Annotated in this window: 15 protein-coding genes; 13 read left to right on the forward strand and 2 right to left on the reverse strand. The window is 73.4% G+C overall.

The features are described 5' to 3' along the window. Window positions 1-44 precede the first annotated feature (44 nt). Entirely contained in the window at window positions 45-1,094 is a 1,050-nt protein-coding gene (coaA, locus tag R4Z63_RS19350; protein WP_384447050.1) for a type I pantothenate kinase, read from the reverse strand. A gap of 259 nt (window positions 1,095-1,353) precedes the next feature. Between coaA and R4Z63_RS19355 the strand changes: the two genes are divergently transcribed. The 9 genes from R4Z63_RS19355 (at window position 1,354) to R4Z63_RS19395 (ending at window position 10,133) form a co-directional block, all read left to right on the forward strand. Then, window positions 1,354-2,088, forward strand: coding sequence for a hypothetical protein (locus tag R4Z63_RS19355; protein WP_384447052.1), 735 nt, complete (start codon window positions 1,354-1,356; stop codon window positions 2,086-2,088). A gap of 187 nt (window positions 2,089-2,275) precedes the next feature. Continuing rightward, the gene (locus tag R4Z63_RS19360; RefSeq protein ID WP_384447054.1) at window positions 2,276-3,013 is read left to right on the forward strand and encodes a hypothetical protein; all 738 of its coding nucleotides are present in this window, start codon (window positions 2,276-2,278) and stop codon (window positions 3,011-3,013) included. 109 nt (window positions 3,014-3,122) lie between these two features. Further along, window positions 3,123-4,970 carry a glutamine--fructose-6-phosphate transaminase (isomerizing) gene (gene glmS / locus R4Z63_RS19365; RefSeq protein ID WP_037918960.1) on the forward strand — a complete coding sequence of 616 codons (1,848 nt, stop codon included), beginning with the start codon at window positions 3,123-3,125 and terminating at the stop codon, window positions 4,968-4,970. A gap of 21 nt (window positions 4,971-4,991) precedes the next feature. Continuing rightward, window positions 4,992-5,360, forward strand: coding sequence for a holo-ACP synthase (locus R4Z63_RS19370; RefSeq protein WP_037918961.1), 369 nt, complete (start codon window positions 4,992-4,994; stop codon window positions 5,358-5,360). Between the two features lie 4 nt (window positions 5,361-5,364). Then, complete coding sequence (locus R4Z63_RS19375; protein ID WP_384447057.1) at window positions 5,365-6,783, forward strand: NAD(P)H-hydrate dehydratase; 1,419 nt, start codon at window positions 5,365-5,367, stop codon at window positions 6,781-6,783. A gap of 181 nt (window positions 6,784-6,964) precedes the next feature. Continuing rightward, complete coding sequence (alr, locus tag R4Z63_RS19380) at window positions 6,965-8,107, forward strand: alanine racemase (RefSeq protein ID WP_037918963.1); 1,143 nt, start codon at window positions 6,965-6,967, stop codon at window positions 8,105-8,107. Next, entirely contained in the window at window positions 8,052-9,311 is a 1,260-nt protein-coding gene (locus tag R4Z63_RS19385; RefSeq protein ID WP_384447059.1) for an alpha/beta fold hydrolase, read from the forward strand. The genes alr and R4Z63_RS19385 overlap by 56 nt, the downstream gene beginning before the upstream one ends. Beyond that, window positions 9,262-9,828, forward strand: a complete 567-nt coding sequence (tsaE, locus tag R4Z63_RS19390) for a tRNA (adenosine(37)-N6)-threonylcarbamoyltransferase complex ATPase subunit type 1 TsaE (RefSeq protein ID WP_384447061.1) — start codon at window positions 9,262-9,264, stop codon at window positions 9,826-9,828. Before R4Z63_RS19385 ends, tsaE begins: the two co-directional genes overlap by 50 nt. Window positions 9,829-9,944: 116 nt before the next feature. Beyond that, entirely contained in the window at window positions 9,945-10,133 is a 189-nt protein-coding gene (locus R4Z63_RS19395) for a hypothetical protein (RefSeq protein WP_384447063.1), read from the forward strand. 85 nt (window positions 10,134-10,218) lie between these two features. Here R4Z63_RS19395 and R4Z63_RS19400 read toward each other — a convergent pair whose 3' ends face one another. Continuing rightward, complete coding sequence (locus tag R4Z63_RS19400) at window positions 10,219-10,788, reverse strand: hypothetical protein (RefSeq protein ID WP_037918967.1); 570 nt, start codon at window positions 10,786-10,788, stop codon at window positions 10,219-10,221. 119 nt (window positions 10,789-10,907) lie between these two features. On the opposite strand from R4Z63_RS19400, the gene tsaB reads away from it, so the two are divergent. Genes tsaB through R4Z63_RS19420 form a run of 4 tightly spaced genes read left to right on the forward strand, consistent with a single transcriptional unit; the run spans window position 10,908 to window position 13,477 of the window. Next, the gene (gene tsaB / locus R4Z63_RS19405) at window positions 10,908-11,570 is read left to right on the forward strand and encodes a tRNA (adenosine(37)-N6)-threonylcarbamoyltransferase complex dimerization subunit type 1 TsaB (protein WP_037918972.1); all 663 of its coding nucleotides are present in this window, start codon (window positions 10,908-10,910) and stop codon (window positions 11,568-11,570) included. A gap of 26 nt (window positions 11,571-11,596) precedes the next feature. Beyond that, window positions 11,597-12,076 (forward strand): ribosomal protein S18-alanine N-acetyltransferase, encoded by a 480-nt coding sequence (gene rimI, locus R4Z63_RS19410; RefSeq protein ID WP_030825893.1) that lies wholly within the window; start codon window positions 11,597-11,599, stop codon window positions 12,074-12,076. Continuing rightward, on the forward strand, window positions 12,069-13,208 hold the full coding sequence (gene tsaD / locus R4Z63_RS19415) for a tRNA (adenosine(37)-N6)-threonylcarbamoyltransferase complex transferase subunit TsaD (RefSeq protein WP_384447065.1): 1,140 nt from the start codon (window positions 12,069-12,071) through the stop codon (window positions 13,206-13,208). Before rimI ends, tsaD begins: the two co-directional genes overlap by 8 nt. Then, a complete protein-coding gene (locus tag R4Z63_RS19420) occupies window positions 13,205-13,477 on the forward strand; it encodes a hypothetical protein (RefSeq protein WP_236647545.1) in 273 nt (90 codons plus the stop codon). Before tsaD ends, R4Z63_RS19420 begins: the two co-directional genes overlap by 4 nt. Window positions 13,478-13,519: the final 42 nt, after the last annotated feature.

Consider the following 13,519-nt stretch of genomic DNA (forward strand, 5'->3'; position numbering starts at 1 on the left):
GCCGCGGGGCCCGGCCGGAGCCGCCCGCATGCGCACCGGCAGGGTCAGAGCTTGCGCAGGCTCAGCTTCTGGACCTTGTGGTCCGGCCCCTTGCGGACGACGAGGGTGGCCCGGCCGCGGGTGGGGGCCACGTTCTCCAGCAGGTTCGGCCGGTTGATCGTCCGCCACATCGTCTGCGCGTACTCCATGGCCTCCTCCTCGGAGACCTGTGTGTACTTGCGGAAGTAGGAGAACGGGTTCTGGAAGGCGGTCTCGCGCAGCTTCCGGAAGCGGTTGAGGTACCAGCGCTCGATGTCCTCGGGGCGGGCGTCCACGTACACGCTGAAGTCGAAGTAGTCGGCGAGGGCGACGCGGGTCCGGCCGTCGGTGCCGGGAAGGGCCGGCTGGAGCACGTTGAGGCCCTCGACGATGAGGATGTCCGGACGGCGTACGACGAGCTCCTCGCCGGGCACGATGTCGTAGATCAGGTGTGAGTAGACCGGGGCCCGGACCTCGTCCTTGCCGGCCTTGATGTCGGCGACGAAGCGGGTGAGCGCGCGGCGGTCGTAGGACTCGGGGAACCCCTTGCGGGAGGTGAGTCCGCGCCGCTGGAGCTCCTTCATCGGGTACAGGAAGCCGTCGGTGGTGACCAGTTCCACGCGGGGGTGCTCGGGCCAGCGGGCGAGCAGGGCCTGGAGCAGACGCGCCACGGTGGACTTGCCGACGGCGACCGAGCCGGCGACCCCTATGACGAAGGGGGTGCCCGACTGTGCGCCGTGGCCGTTGCCGGCGTCGCCGAGGAAGGTGTTCAGGGTGCCGCGGAGGTTGCTGGTGGCACCGACGTAGAGGTTGAGCAGGCGCGACAGCGGCAGGTACACGTCGCGGACCTCGTCGAGGTCGATGACGTCGCCGAGGCCGCGCAGGCGCTCGACCTCGTCCGCGGTCAGCGGCAGCGGCGTCCGCTCGCGCAGGGCGCTCCACTCGGCCCGGGTGAGGTCCACGTACGGCGAGACCTCGGGGCCGCGGCGGTGCGCGGAACGCGGGGGCTGCCCGTCCCGGCCGGGGTGCTCCGTTGCTTCCTCGGGCGTGTTGCTTCGTGGCGGCGAAGTGATCACACCGCCATTGTCGGGGCTGGGGGGCGCTTGTGGGTGGTGGGGTCGGTCACGTGGCCAAAGGGGATGCCCGGGCGTCCGGTCCGATTCGCGAAGATCGGGGTCTCGCCCTGATCACGATCCGCGCTCGCGGTCGTCACACCGGAGGCGGGCGCGAGGATCGCCCGTACAGTGCGGAGCGATGCAGTCCACTTGATCGTCCCGCAGCTGCGGGACGTCCTCCGCGCTGCTCTGACACCACCTTGTTTCCCGGGAGTCCTCCGTGCGTACCGCCATACTCCGTCGTGCCGTCCTGACCGCCTCCGGCGCGTCCCTCGCCCTGTTGGCCACCGCCTGCGGCCCCTCGGACGCGCCCGGCGCCGATGCGGACGCCAAGCCGTCCGCGGCCGCCCCGTCTCCTTCGCCCACGCCCGAGGCCAAGGCGCTCACCGCGGTCGAGCTGGAGAAGCTCACGCTGGCCGACGGCGACGTCCGCGACGTCAAGATCCAGAAGGCGGGGGCGGACGACATCGCCAAGGCCGCCGAGGTCACCACCGACAAGCCGGAGTGCGCGCCGCTCGCCCAGGCGGGCAGCCTGGCCCCGATCGGCACGGCCGTCACCACGACGGAGCGCGTCGGTGTCGGCCAGCCGTCCGACCCGGCGAATCCGCTGAGCATCAGCGCGACCTCCGTGCAGCTCGCCTCCTACGACGGCAAGGGGGCGGAGGAGGCCCTCGCGTCCCTGAAGGCCGCCGGCCAGGCCTGCGGGGCGGGGTTCGCGACGACGGCGAAGGGCGAGAAGACCACGGTCAAGTCGGTCACCCCGGCGGCGTTCACCGCCGGCGACGACGCCGCGGCGTGGGCGTTCGCCACCGAGGACGACGGCGAGGCGATGAACAGCCAGATGGTCGCCTTCCGCAAGGGCAACAACCTCGTGGTCGTCCACACGGTCCGCTTCGACACCAAGCCGGCCGACGCGCGGGCGTTCGTCGACGCGCAGCTGAAGAAGCTCGGCTGAATCGGTCTCGTACCGGTCACGATCCGATGCGGCCCGCGAAATTCGCGGGCCGCTGATCATTTGACCAGTAGATTGGCCGTACAACCGTTCGGAGCCGCGCCCGGTCGAGGGTGCGGCTCCCGCGTGCCGTTTTCGTTGTCTGTGGGGGAGTCTTCTCGTGCGTAGCACCCTTGTTCGCCGTTCTGTCATGACCGCGTCCGCCGTGTCCCTGGTCCTGCTGGCCACCGCCTGCGGTTCCGACAAGGCCGACACCAAGGCGGACGCCAAGCCGTCCGAGGCCGCGGCGACGTCGGCGGCCCCCGCCGCCAAGGGCAAGACCGACGCGGAGCTGGCGAAGCTCCTGGTGACCCAGGCCGACCTCGCGGACCACACCTTCAAGGAGTCCACGCCCGCCGAGGCCGCCGCCGGCGCCACCGCCACCAGCGACAAGCCCGAATGCAAGATCCTGGTCCAGGCCCAGGCCTTCGTCCCGGCCGGCACCCCCTCCGGCACGGCCCGCACCAAGGCGATCGCCACCCCGAAGCCCGCCACCGGCACCTCGCCGGAGGATGCGGCGAAGGCGATCGCGGGCGCCCTCGGTTCCACGGCCACCACGGTGACCCTCGCCTCGTACGAGGCCAAGGGCGCCGAGGAGGCCTTCGCCGCGGTGAAGACCGCGAGCGAGAAGTGCTCGGGCGGCTACGCGGCCACCCAGGACGGCGAGACCACCAAGATCACCATGGTCACGCCCGGTGCCGCCGTCACCGGTGGCGACGAGACCCTGCCCCTCACCGTCGAAATCGACGCCGACGGCGAGAAGCTGACGACCCAGCTGGTCCTCGTCCGCAAGGGCAACACGGTCGCCACCTTCTCCTCCCTGAGCCTGGCCGGCACCGCCGAGCAGCCGAAGGCCCTCGTCGAGGCCCAGGCCAAGAAGCTCGGCTGAGGCCCCTTCCGACGCACCGTCAACCCCGCTCCGGCCGATGCGCCGGGGCGGGGTTTTCGTCTTGTTCGGCTACGGGGCAGACGGCCGGCCACGGCGTACGCTGCGCCCTATGTGCGGAATTGTGGGTTACGTGGGAGCGCAGTCTGCGCTCGATGTGGTCATCGCCGGACTCAAGCGACTGGAGTACCGCGGCTACGACTCGGCAGGGGTCGCCGTACTCGCGGACGACAGCCTGGCCGCTGCCAAGAAGGCCGGCAAGCTCGTCAATCTGGAGAAGGAACTGGTCGCGAACCCGCTGCCGGCCGGTTCCACGGGACTCGGGCACACCCGGTGGGCGACCCACGGCGGGCCCACCGACGTCAACGCGCACCCGCACCTCGACAACGCGGGGCGCGTGGCCGTCGTCCACAACGGCATCATCGAGAACTTCGCCGTGCTCCGGGCCGAACTCGCCGAGCGCGGACACCGGCTGGACTCCGAGACCGACACCGAGGTCGTCGCCCACCTGCTGGCGGAGCGGTTCTCGGCCACCGGCGACCTCGCCGAGGCCATGCGGCAGGTGTGCCGCCGCCTCGAAGGAGCCTTCACCCTGGTGGCCGTGCACGCCGACGCACCGGACGTCGTGGTCGGCGCGCGCCGGAACTCCCCCCTGGTGGTGGGCGTCGGCGAGGGGGAGAACTTCCTCGCCTCGGACGTGGCCGCGTTCATCGCCCACACGCGGTCCGCGATCGAGCTCGGGCAGGACCAGGTCGTCGAGCTCCGCCGCGAAGGGGTCGCGGTGACCAACTTCGACGGGTCGGCGGCCGTCGTGCGGGCGTACCACGTGGACTGGGACGCCTCGGCGGCCGAGAAGGGGGGATACGACTACTTCATGCTCAAGGAGATCGCCGAGCAGCCGAAGGCCGTTGCCGACACCCTCCTGGGCCGGATCGACGCGAGCGGCTCGCTGAGCCTGGACGAGGTGCGCATCCCCGTCTCGGTGCTCAGGGAGGTCGACAAGGTCGTCATCGTGGCGTGCGGCACCGCCTACCACGCGGGCATGATCGCGAAGCTGGCCATCGAGCACTGGACCCGCATCCCGTGCGAGACGGAGCTGGCCAGCGAGTTCCGCTACCGTGACCCGATCCTGGACCAGCGGACCCTGGTCGTCGCGATCTCGCAGTCCGGCGAGACCATGGACACCCTGATGGCGCTGCGCCACGCACGCGAGCAGGGCGCCAGGGTGCTGGCCATCTGCAACACCAACGGGTCGACGATTCCGCGGGAATCGGACGCCGTGCTCTACACGCACGCCGGTCCCGAGGTCGCCGTCGCCTCGACGAAGGCCTTCTTGACCCAGCTGGTGGCCTGCTATCTCGTCGCGCTGTACCTCGGACAGGTCCGGGGCACCAAGTGGGGCGACGAGATCGAGGCGGTGATCCGCGAACTGTCGGACATCGCCGCCGCCGTGGACACCGTCCTGGAGACCATGGAGCCGGTACGGGCGCTCGCGCGTTCCCTCGCCGACAAGGACACCGTGCTCTTCCTCGGGCGGCACGTGGGCTACCCGGTGGCGCTGGAGGGCGCGCTCAAGCTCAAGGAGCTGGCGTACATGCACGCCGAGGGCTTCGCGGCGGGCGAGCTCAAGCACGGGCCGATCGCCCTGATCGAGGAGGACCTGCCGGTGGTCGTGGTCGTGCCCTCGCCGCGCGGCCGCTCCGTGCTCCACGACAAGATCGTGTCGAACATCCAGGAGATCCGGGCGCGCGGGGCACGGACCATCGTGATCGCGGAGGAGGCGGACGAGGCGGTCGTCCCGTACGCGGACCACCTGATCCGCATCCCGGCCACCCCGACACTGCTCCAGCCGCTGGTGGCGACGGTGCCGCTGCAGGTGTTCGCCTGCGAACTGGCCACGGCCCGCGGCAACGAGGTGGACCAGCCGCGTAACCTCGCAAAGTCCGTGACCGTGGAGTAGTCGGGTAGTGGGGTAGGCCTCGTGATTGTCGGCGTCGGGATCGATGTGGCGGAGATCGAACGCTTCGGAGCGGCGCTGGAGCGCACGCCGGGCCTGGCCGGGCGGCTGTTCGTCGAGGCCGAGCTGACGCTGCCGAGCGGCGAGCGGCGCGGGACCGCCTCGCTCGCCGCGCGGTTCGCCGCCAAGGAGGCGCTGGCCAAGGCCCTCGGTGCGCCCGCCGGCCTGCTCTGGACCGACGCCGAGGTCTATGTGGAGGACACCGGGCAGCCGCGGCTGCGGGTGTCGGGGACGGTGCGGGCGCGGGCGCTGGCGCTGGGGGTGAAGTCCTGGCACGTCTCGCTGAGCCACGACGCCGGTGTGGCCTCCGCGGTGGTGATCGCGGAGGGTTGACCCCATGCGTACTGCTTACAGCGTGGAGACCGTACGGGCCGCCGAGCGGGAGTTGATGGCCCGGCTGCCGGAGGGCGCCCTGATGCTGCGGGCGGCGGCCGGGCTGGCCGCCGTGTGCGCGGGCCTGTTGACGCGGCGCCGCGGCCGGGTCTACGGGGCACGCGTCGTGCTGCTCGTCGGCCCCGGGGACAACGGCGGCGACGCCCTGTACGCCGGCGCGCGCCTGGCCCGGCGCGGGGCCGGGGTGACGGCCGTGCCGATGGACCCGGCACGGATGCACGCGGGCGGGGTGGCCGCACTGCGGGCCGCCGGCGGGCAGCTGGCGCGGAGCGTGCCGCAGCGGGCCGACCTGGTGGTGGACGGGCTGCTCGGGATCGGCGGGCGGGGCGGGCTGCGGCCCGCGGGCGCCGCGCTGGCGGAGCGGATCCCGCAGGGGGCCGCGGTGGTCGCCGTGGACCTGCCCAGCGGGGTGGACGCCGACACCGGGGAGGTGGCGGGAACGGCCGTCACGGCCGACGTGACGGTCACCTTCGGGGCGTACAAACCGGGTCTGCTGATCGACCCGGGGGCCTCGCGGGCGGGCGCGCTGCACCTCGTGGACATCGGGCTGCGGCTGCCGGAGCCGGAGGTGGAGGCACTCCAGCACGCGGACGTGGCGCGGCTGCTGCCGGAGCCGACGGCATCGAGCGACAAGTACCGGCGCGGTGTCGTCGGGATCGTGGCCGGATCGACGCAGTACCCGGGGGCGGCGGTGCTGGCCGTCGCGGGGGCCCTGCGCGGCGGCGCGGGCGCGGTGCGCTACGTCGGCCCGGCGGCGGACGCCGTGCTGGCGCGCTACCCCGAGACGCTGATCGGACCCGGGCGGGTGCAGGCGTGGGCGATCGGTCCCGGCCTGGGGGAGGGGCGCGGCGGCGAGGTCGCGGACGTCCTCGCCGGGGACACGGCGGTACTGGTCGACGCGGACGGGCTGCGCGGACTGGACCCGCAGGTGCTGCGTGCGCGGACCGCCCCGACCCTGCTGACCCCGCACGCGGGGGAGGCGGCGGCGCTGCTCGGGGTGTCGCGGGAGTCGGTGGAGGCGGGCCGGCTGGCGGCCGCGCGGAGGCTGGCGGAGCGGTACGGGGCGACGGTTCTGCTGAAGGGGTCGACGACGCTGGTCGCCTCCGCAGGCCGGCCGGTCCGGGTGAACCCGACGGGAACACCGTGGCTGGCCACCGCGGGCAGCGGGGACGTGCTGTCCGGACTGGCCGGGTCGCTCCTGGCGGGCGGGCTGTCCGGAGCGGACGCCGGTGCGGTGGGCGCGTACCTCCACGGGCTGGCGGCCCGCCGCACCGGCGGCCCCCTGACGGCCCACCAGCTGGCCGAGGCCCTCCCCGCCGCCTGGCGGGACACTCGCCGGGAGGCCGGCCCCGACGGCGGGTGAGGCGCGGGGGCCGGGCAGCTCCCCGGGAGGGCCGACGGGGGTGGAGGCCCGGTGCGAGGGCTCGGCGAGGGCTCGGCGCGGGGGCTCGGCGGGGCGCCGGTGCGGGGCCGTCCGCCGCCGCTGTCCGCCTCTTCGGCCGTCGGCACCAGGGCCGGGCGGGGACTCTGAGAGACTGTGGACGATGAACGAGACACCGACGCGCGTGTATGCCGAGATCGATCTTGACGCCGTCCGGGAGAACGTGCGCGCGCTGCGCGAGCGGGCGCCCCGGGCCGAGTTCATGGCCGTCGTCAAGGCGAACGCCTACGGGCACGGGGCAGTGGAATGCGCCGGGGCCGCTCGGGAGGCCGGCGCGACCTGGCTCGGGACCGCCACCCCCGAGGAGGCCCTCGCGCTGCGCGCCGCCGGGATCGAAGGCCGCATCATGTGCTGGCTGTGGACCCCCGGCGGGCCCTGGCGGGAGGCCGTCGAGGCCGGTCTGGACGTCTCCGTCAGCGGCATGTGGGCCCTCGACGAGGTGCGCGAGGCAGCCCGCGCGGCCGGCCGCACCGCACGCATCCACCTCAAGGCCGACACCGGCCTCGGCCGCAACGGCTGCCAGCCCGCCGACTGGGAGGCCCTGGTCGGGGCGGCGGTAGCCGCCCAGGCCGAAGGCGCCGTCGAGGTCACCGGCCTCTGGTCGCACTTCGCCTGCGCCGACGAGCCAGGCCACCCCTCGATCAAGCTCCAGCTCGACGCCTTCCGCGAGATGCTCGCGTACGCCGAGAAGGAGGGGATCGACCCCGAGGTCCGGCACATCGCCAACTCGCCCGCCACCCTCACCCTGCCCGAGTCGCACTTCGACCTGGTGCGCTGCGGGGTGGCCGTCTACGGCGTCTCGCCGGTGCCCGAGCTCGGCACCCCGGCCCAGTTGGGCCTGCGGCCCGCGATGACCCTCAAGGCCTCCCTCGCGCTGGTCAAGACGGTTCCCGCCGGCCACGGGGTCAGCTACGGCCACCACCACGTCACCGGCGACCGGACGACCCTCGCGCTGGTTCCGGCCGGCTACGCCGACGGCATCCCGCGCCAGGCGTCGGGCGCCGGTCCGGTGCTCGTCGGCGGCACGGTCCGGAACGTCGCCGGACGCATCGCCATGGACCAGTTCGTGGTCGACCTGGACGGGGAGGGCGAGCGGGTCGCCGCCGGCGACGAGGTCGTCATCTTCGGCGACCCGGAACGCGGTGAGCCCTCCGCCGAGGACTGGGCACGGGCCGCGCACACGATCGCGTATGAGATCGTCACCCGTATCGGTGGACGGGTACCCCGGGTGTACCTCGGCGGCTGAGCGGAGTGAGGGCGGCGGCGTGAGCGAGAACTGGCGCAGGGCCGGCTGGGCCGGCGCCGCCATCGGCGTGATAGCGGCGGGCGCGGCGGCCGGTGTCGCGGTCGAGCGGATCACCGTGGGACGCGGCGTGCGCCGGAAGGCGCGCCTGGCCCTGGACACGGCCGGGGACTACGGCTCCCTGCGCGGCACCGAGGGGACCTGCCGGGCCGAGGACGCCACCGAGCTCTACTACGAGGTCGACGAGCTCCCCGAGGAGGGCAAGCGGCGGCGGCTGCGCCGCAAGGCCGACCCCCCGGCCACCGTCGTCTTCTGCCACGGCTACTGCCTCGCCCAGGACTCCTGGCACTTCCAGCGGGCGGCCCTGCGCGGAGTGGTCCGCGCGGTCTACTGGGACCAGCGCAGCCACGGGCGCAGCGCACGCGGCCTGGCCCAGGCGGACGGCGAACCGCTCACCATCGAGCAGCTCGGCCGGGACCTGAAGGCCGTCATCGACGCCGCCGCCCCCGAGGGCCCGCTGATCCTGGTGGGTCACTCGATGGGCGGAATGACCGTCATGGGATTCGCCGAGCAGTATCCCGACCTCGTGCGCGACCGCGTCGTCGGCGTGGCCCTGGTCGGCACCTCCAGCGGCCGCCTCGACGAGGTAACCTACGGGCTGCCCGCCGCCGGCATGGGCGCCGTGCGCAGGATCCTGCCGGGCGTGCTGAAGGCGCTGGGATCGCAGGTGGAACTGGTCGAGAGGGGCCGCCGGGCCACCGCGGACCTCTTCGCCGGCATGATCAGGATGTACTCGTTCGGCTCCGGCGACGTGGACCCCGGCGTGGCGCGCTTCGCGGAGCGGCTCATCGAGGGCACCCCGATCGACGTCGTCGCGGAGTTCTACCCGGCCTTCCAGAGCCACGACAAGACCGCCGCGCTCCAGCAGTTCGCCGGCATCCCGGTCACCGTCATCGCCGGGGACAAGGACATGATCACCCCGTCCGGGCACAGTGCGGCCATCAAGGACGTGCTGCCGGCCGCCGAGCTCGTCGTGCTGGAGTCCACCGGGCACCTGATGATGCTGGAGCGCCCCGAGACCGTGACGCGGCTGCTGACCGATCTGCTGGCCCGCACCGGGGCGGTGCCGGTCCCGGTAGCGACTAACGTTGGCGTGCATGGAAGAAGTACCGCTGGAAGCACAGCGCAGCCAGGCACCGGAAGCTGAGTCCGGGCACGGCGCGCACACCCGGATCACCATCGACTCCCCCGGTGCCATGCAGGAGCTGGGCCGCCGGATCGCCGGTCTGCTGCGTCCCGGCGACCTCGTCCTGCTGACGGGTGAGCTGGGTGCCGGCAAGACCACGCTGACCCGCGGCCTGGGCGAGGGGCTGGGCGTGCGCGGGGCCGTGACCTCGCCGACCTTCGTGATCGCCCGGGTGCACCCCTCGCTCACCGGCGGGCCGGCGCTGGTGCACGTGGACGCGTACCGGCTCGGCGGCGGGCTGGAGGAGATGGAGGACCTGGACCTCGACGTGTCGCTGCCCGAGTCCGTGGTCGTCGTCGAGTGGGGCGACGGCAAGGTCGAGGAGCTCTCCGAGGACAGGCTGCACGTGGTGATCGCACGGGCCGTCGGCCACGAGGAGGTCCTGGACGACGTGCGGGAGGTGTCGGTGCGCGGGGTCGGGGCGCGCTGGGACGCGGGGGCGGGCCTCCAGGCCCTGGCCGGAGCGCTCCCGGAGTAAACGTACCGACAACTCGTCGGCAAGATATTGCGCCGGCGGCAGCCCTCGTGATGACATGGTACCGAGAGTTTCTTAGGTATGCCTAAGTACGGTGTCCCGGGGTCCAGGAGGCAGCCATGTCGGCACCAGCAGGAGCGCAGCGCCACCCCCGCCCGTCCGCCGTCTCCATGCACGCGCTGCTCGCCGCCGGCGTGGCCGCCACCGCCGTATCGACGCCGCCCTCGCGCGACGAGTGCGCACCGCGCGAGGGCGCGCCGGAGGGCGTCGTACGCGAACAGGCCGCCCCGGAGTCGGAAGCGGCCTGACGGGGCCGCGAGGGGCCCGGGGGGTCGTCCCGCCGGTTCCCGGCCTCGCGGCCGTCGCCCGTACGGGTGAAGGAGGCGCGTCCCGTCAGGGAATGACGACGACCTTGGAATTGATCGTCGCGAAGGCCCACATCGCGTCGCCGTCGGCGCGCGTCATGCGGATGCCGCCGGTCTTCTTGTTCGGGTCGGGGTCCGGTGTCGTGCCGTCCACGCGGGCGCTGAAGCCGACCGCCACACCCTCCTGGGTGGCGAACCGGACCACGTGCTCGATCGGCGCCCCGTCCGAGCCCGTGACCGAACCCGACCGCGAACCGACGATGTAGGTGCCGGGCTTGGGGTGCACGGTGCTCGGCACCACCGGGAACGACTGCGGCTCCTGCGGCGGCTGCGCGGCGTCCCCCACCAGCCACACCCGCTTCTGGCTCAGCGCATACACGACGCGCACACCCGTGCCGGAAGACTCGGGCACGGGCGCCGGCTTCGCCGGGTCCTGCTGGCCCGCGGCCGCCGGGCTCGCCGCCGGGGCCGGTTCCTGCGCGGCCGCCCGCGGAGGATGCGCCGGCGCCGTCGCGGAGGCCTGGTAGCCGAGGAAGCCGACGGCTGCGATCGCCGCGGCGGTGAGCCCGGCCACGATTCCCGAGCTGCTGCGTGCCACCTTGCTCCACCTCTCCGCGCTGACGTGATCCGTTGTGATCTCTCGGTCGAAAGGTAGCAGCCGCCCCGCTCCACGACCGGGCGCAAGGGGTGCGGCCGCCGGAGTCGTAGGCTGTTCGCGTGCTCTTGCTCGCTGTAGATACCGCCACGCCCGCCGTCACCGTCGCCCTGCACGACGGCGAGTCCGTCCTCGCAGAGTCCGGCCAGGTCGACGCCCGCCGCCACGGGGAGCTGCTGATCCCCTCCGTGGACCGCGTCCTCGCCGAAGCCGGCCTGAAGCTCGAAGCCGTCACCGGCATCGTGGTCGGCGTCGGACCCGGCCCCTACACCGGACTGCGCGTCGGCCTCGTCACCGCCTCCACCTTCGCCGCCGTCCTGGGCGTGCCCGTCCACGGCCTGTGCACGCTCGACGGACTGGCCTACGCCGCGGGCGCCGCCGGGATCGAGGGCCCCTTCACCGTCGCCACCGACGCACGGCGCAAGGAGGTCTACTGGGCACGCTACGAGGACCCGCGCACGCGCGTCGGCGAGCCCTCCGTGGACCGCCCGGCGGACATCGCCGAGCAGGTCGCGGGAGTGCCCGCGGTGGGCCAGGGCGCACTCCTCTACCCCGAGGTGTTCCCGGACGCGCGCGGCCCCGAGCACCAGTCGGCCGCCGCGCTGGCCTCCCTCGCCGCGGAACGGCTGGCGGCGGGCGCGGAGTTCCTCCCCCCGACCCCGCTCTACCTGCGGCGCCCCGACGCCCAGGTGCCCAAGAACTACAAGGTGGTCACGCCGCAGTGACCACGGCCGAGACGGTTCTGCGCGAGATGCGCTGGTGGGACATCGCGCCGGTGCTGGAACTGGAGCACGACCTGTTCCCCGAGGACGCCTGGTCCGCCGGGATGTTCTGGTCCGAACTGGCCCACGCGCGCGGCCCGCAGGCCACCCGCCGCTATGTCGTCGCCGAGACCCCGGACGGCCGCCTCGTCGGCTACGCAGGACTGGCCGCCGCCGGCGACCTGGCCGACGTACAGACCATCGCGGCCGCCCGCGACCAGTGGGGGACCGGGCTCGGGGCCCGGCTCCTGACCGATCTGCTGCGCGCCGCCACCGCCTTCGAATGCGCCGAGGTGCTGCTGGAGGTGCGCGTGGACAACACGCGCGCCCAGAAGCTCTACGAGCGCTTCGGCTTCGAGCCCATCGGCTTCCGGCGCGGCTACTACCAACCGGGAAACGTCGACGCGCTCGTCATGCGACTGACCGACCCCGCACAAGCACGAACTGAGAGCAGTGAGAGCAATGGCTGACGAACCGCTCGTCCTCGGCATCGAGACGTCCTGCGACGAGACCGGCGTCGGCGTCGTCCGCGGCACCACCCTCCTCGCGGACGCGATCGCGTCGAGCGTCGACGAGCACGCCCGCTTCGGCGGCGTCGTGCCCGAGGTGGCCTCGCGGGCCCACCTGGAGGCGATGGTCCCCACCATCGACCGCGCCCTGAAGGAGGCCGGCGTCAGCGCCCGGGACCTCGACGGCATCGCGGTCACCGCCGGACCCGGCCTCGCCGGGGCGCTGCTGGTGGGCACCTCCGCCGCCAAGGCCTACGCGTACGCCCTGGGCAAGCCCCTGTACGGCGTCAACCACCTGGCCTCGCACATCTGCGTCGACCAGCTGGAACACGGCCCGCTGCCGGAGCCGACGATGGCGCTCCTCGTCTCCGGCGGGCACTCCTCCCTGCTGCTGGCCCCCGACATCACCTCCGACGTGCGGCCGCTCGGCGCGACCATCGACGACGCCGCGGGCGAGGCCTTCGACAAGATCGCGCGTGTGCTCCAGCTGGGCTTCCCCGGCGGCCCGGTCATCGACCGGCTCGCGAAGGAGGGCGACCCGAAGGCGATCAACTTCCCGCGCGGCCTCACCGGCTCGCGCGACCCCGCCTACGACTTCTCCTTCTCCGGCCTGAAGACGGCCGTCGCCCGCTGGATCGAGGCGAAGCGGAACGCGGGCGAAGAGGTGCCGGTGCGCGACGTGGCGGCGTCCTTCCAGGAGGCCGTGGTGGACGTGCTGACGCGCAAGGCGATCCGGGCGTGCAAGGACGAGGGCGTCGACCACCTGATGATCGGCGGCGGAGTGGCGGCCAACTCGCGGCTGCGCTCGCTCGCCCAGGAGCGCTGCGACGCCGCGGGGATCACCCTGCGCGTGCCGCGGCCGAAGCTGTGCACGGACAACGGCGCGATGGTGGCAGCGCTCGGCGCCGAGATGGTCAAGCGCAACCGGCCGGCGTCGGACTGGGACCTGTCGGCGGACTCCTCGCTGCCGGTCACGGACCCGCACGTGCCGGGGACGGCCCACGCCCACCCGCACGGTCACGGTCACGGTCACCACCACGACCACGACCACGACCACGTGCACGAGCTCAGCAAGGGCAACCTCTACTCGTGAGCACCGTCACGCTGATGTGGGAGGCCCGGGCCGCAGACGGCCGGGGCAACGAACTGCTGGAGTGGGCCCGCGCCCAGGTCCTCGCCCGGGACCCGGTACGCCGCGAGGTGTTCCGGGCGCCGCAGGACCGGGTACTCGTGCTCACCTGGTGGGAGGCGGCCGAGGGACTCGCGGCCGACCTGCCCGAACTGCCCGAACCGGCCGCCGACCTGATCACACGCGCGGTGCACCGCTGGCGCTTCGAGTCGGTGGAGGTCGACGGGGCGTAGGGGCGTACCGGTCCGGCGCCCCGCTCCGCCCCCCGAGTCCGT

This window comes from Streptomyces sp. PL-29, assembly GCF_058344425.1.

Bases quoted from the DNA above. Each gene is read 5' to 3' on its own strand.
- R4Z63_RS19360 (WP_384447054.1), top strand. From the start codon at position 2,276: ATGACCGCGTCCGCCGTGTCCCTGGTCCTGCTGGCCACCGCCTGCGGT.
- glmS (WP_037918960.1), top strand. From the start codon at position 3,123: ATGTGCGGAATTGTGGGTTACGTGGGAGCGCAGTCTGCGCTCGATGTG.
- R4Z63_RS19375 (WP_384447057.1), top strand. From the start codon at position 5,365: ATGCGTACTGCTTACAGCGTGGAGACCGTACGGGCCGCCGAGCGGGAG.
- alr (WP_037918963.1), top strand. From the start codon at position 6,965: ATGAACGAGACACCGACGCGCGTGTATGCCGAGATCGATCTTGACGCC.
- R4Z63_RS19385 (WP_384447059.1), top strand. From the start codon at position 8,052: ATGAGATCGTCACCCGTATCGGTGGACGGGTACCCCGGGTGTACCTCG.
- tsaE (WP_384447061.1), top strand. From the start codon at position 9,262: ATGGAAGAAGTACCGCTGGAAGCACAGCGCAGCCAGGCACCGGAAGCT.
- R4Z63_RS19395 (WP_384447063.1), top strand. From the start codon at position 9,945: ATGTCGGCACCAGCAGGAGCGCAGCGCCACCCCCGCCCGTCCGCCGTC.
- rimI (WP_030825893.1), top strand. From the start codon at position 11,597: ATGCGCTGGTGGGACATCGCGCCGGTGCTGGAACTGGAGCACGACCTG.
- tsaD (WP_384447065.1), top strand. From the start codon at position 12,069: ATGGCTGACGAACCGCTCGTCCTCGGCATCGAGACGTCCTGCGACGAG.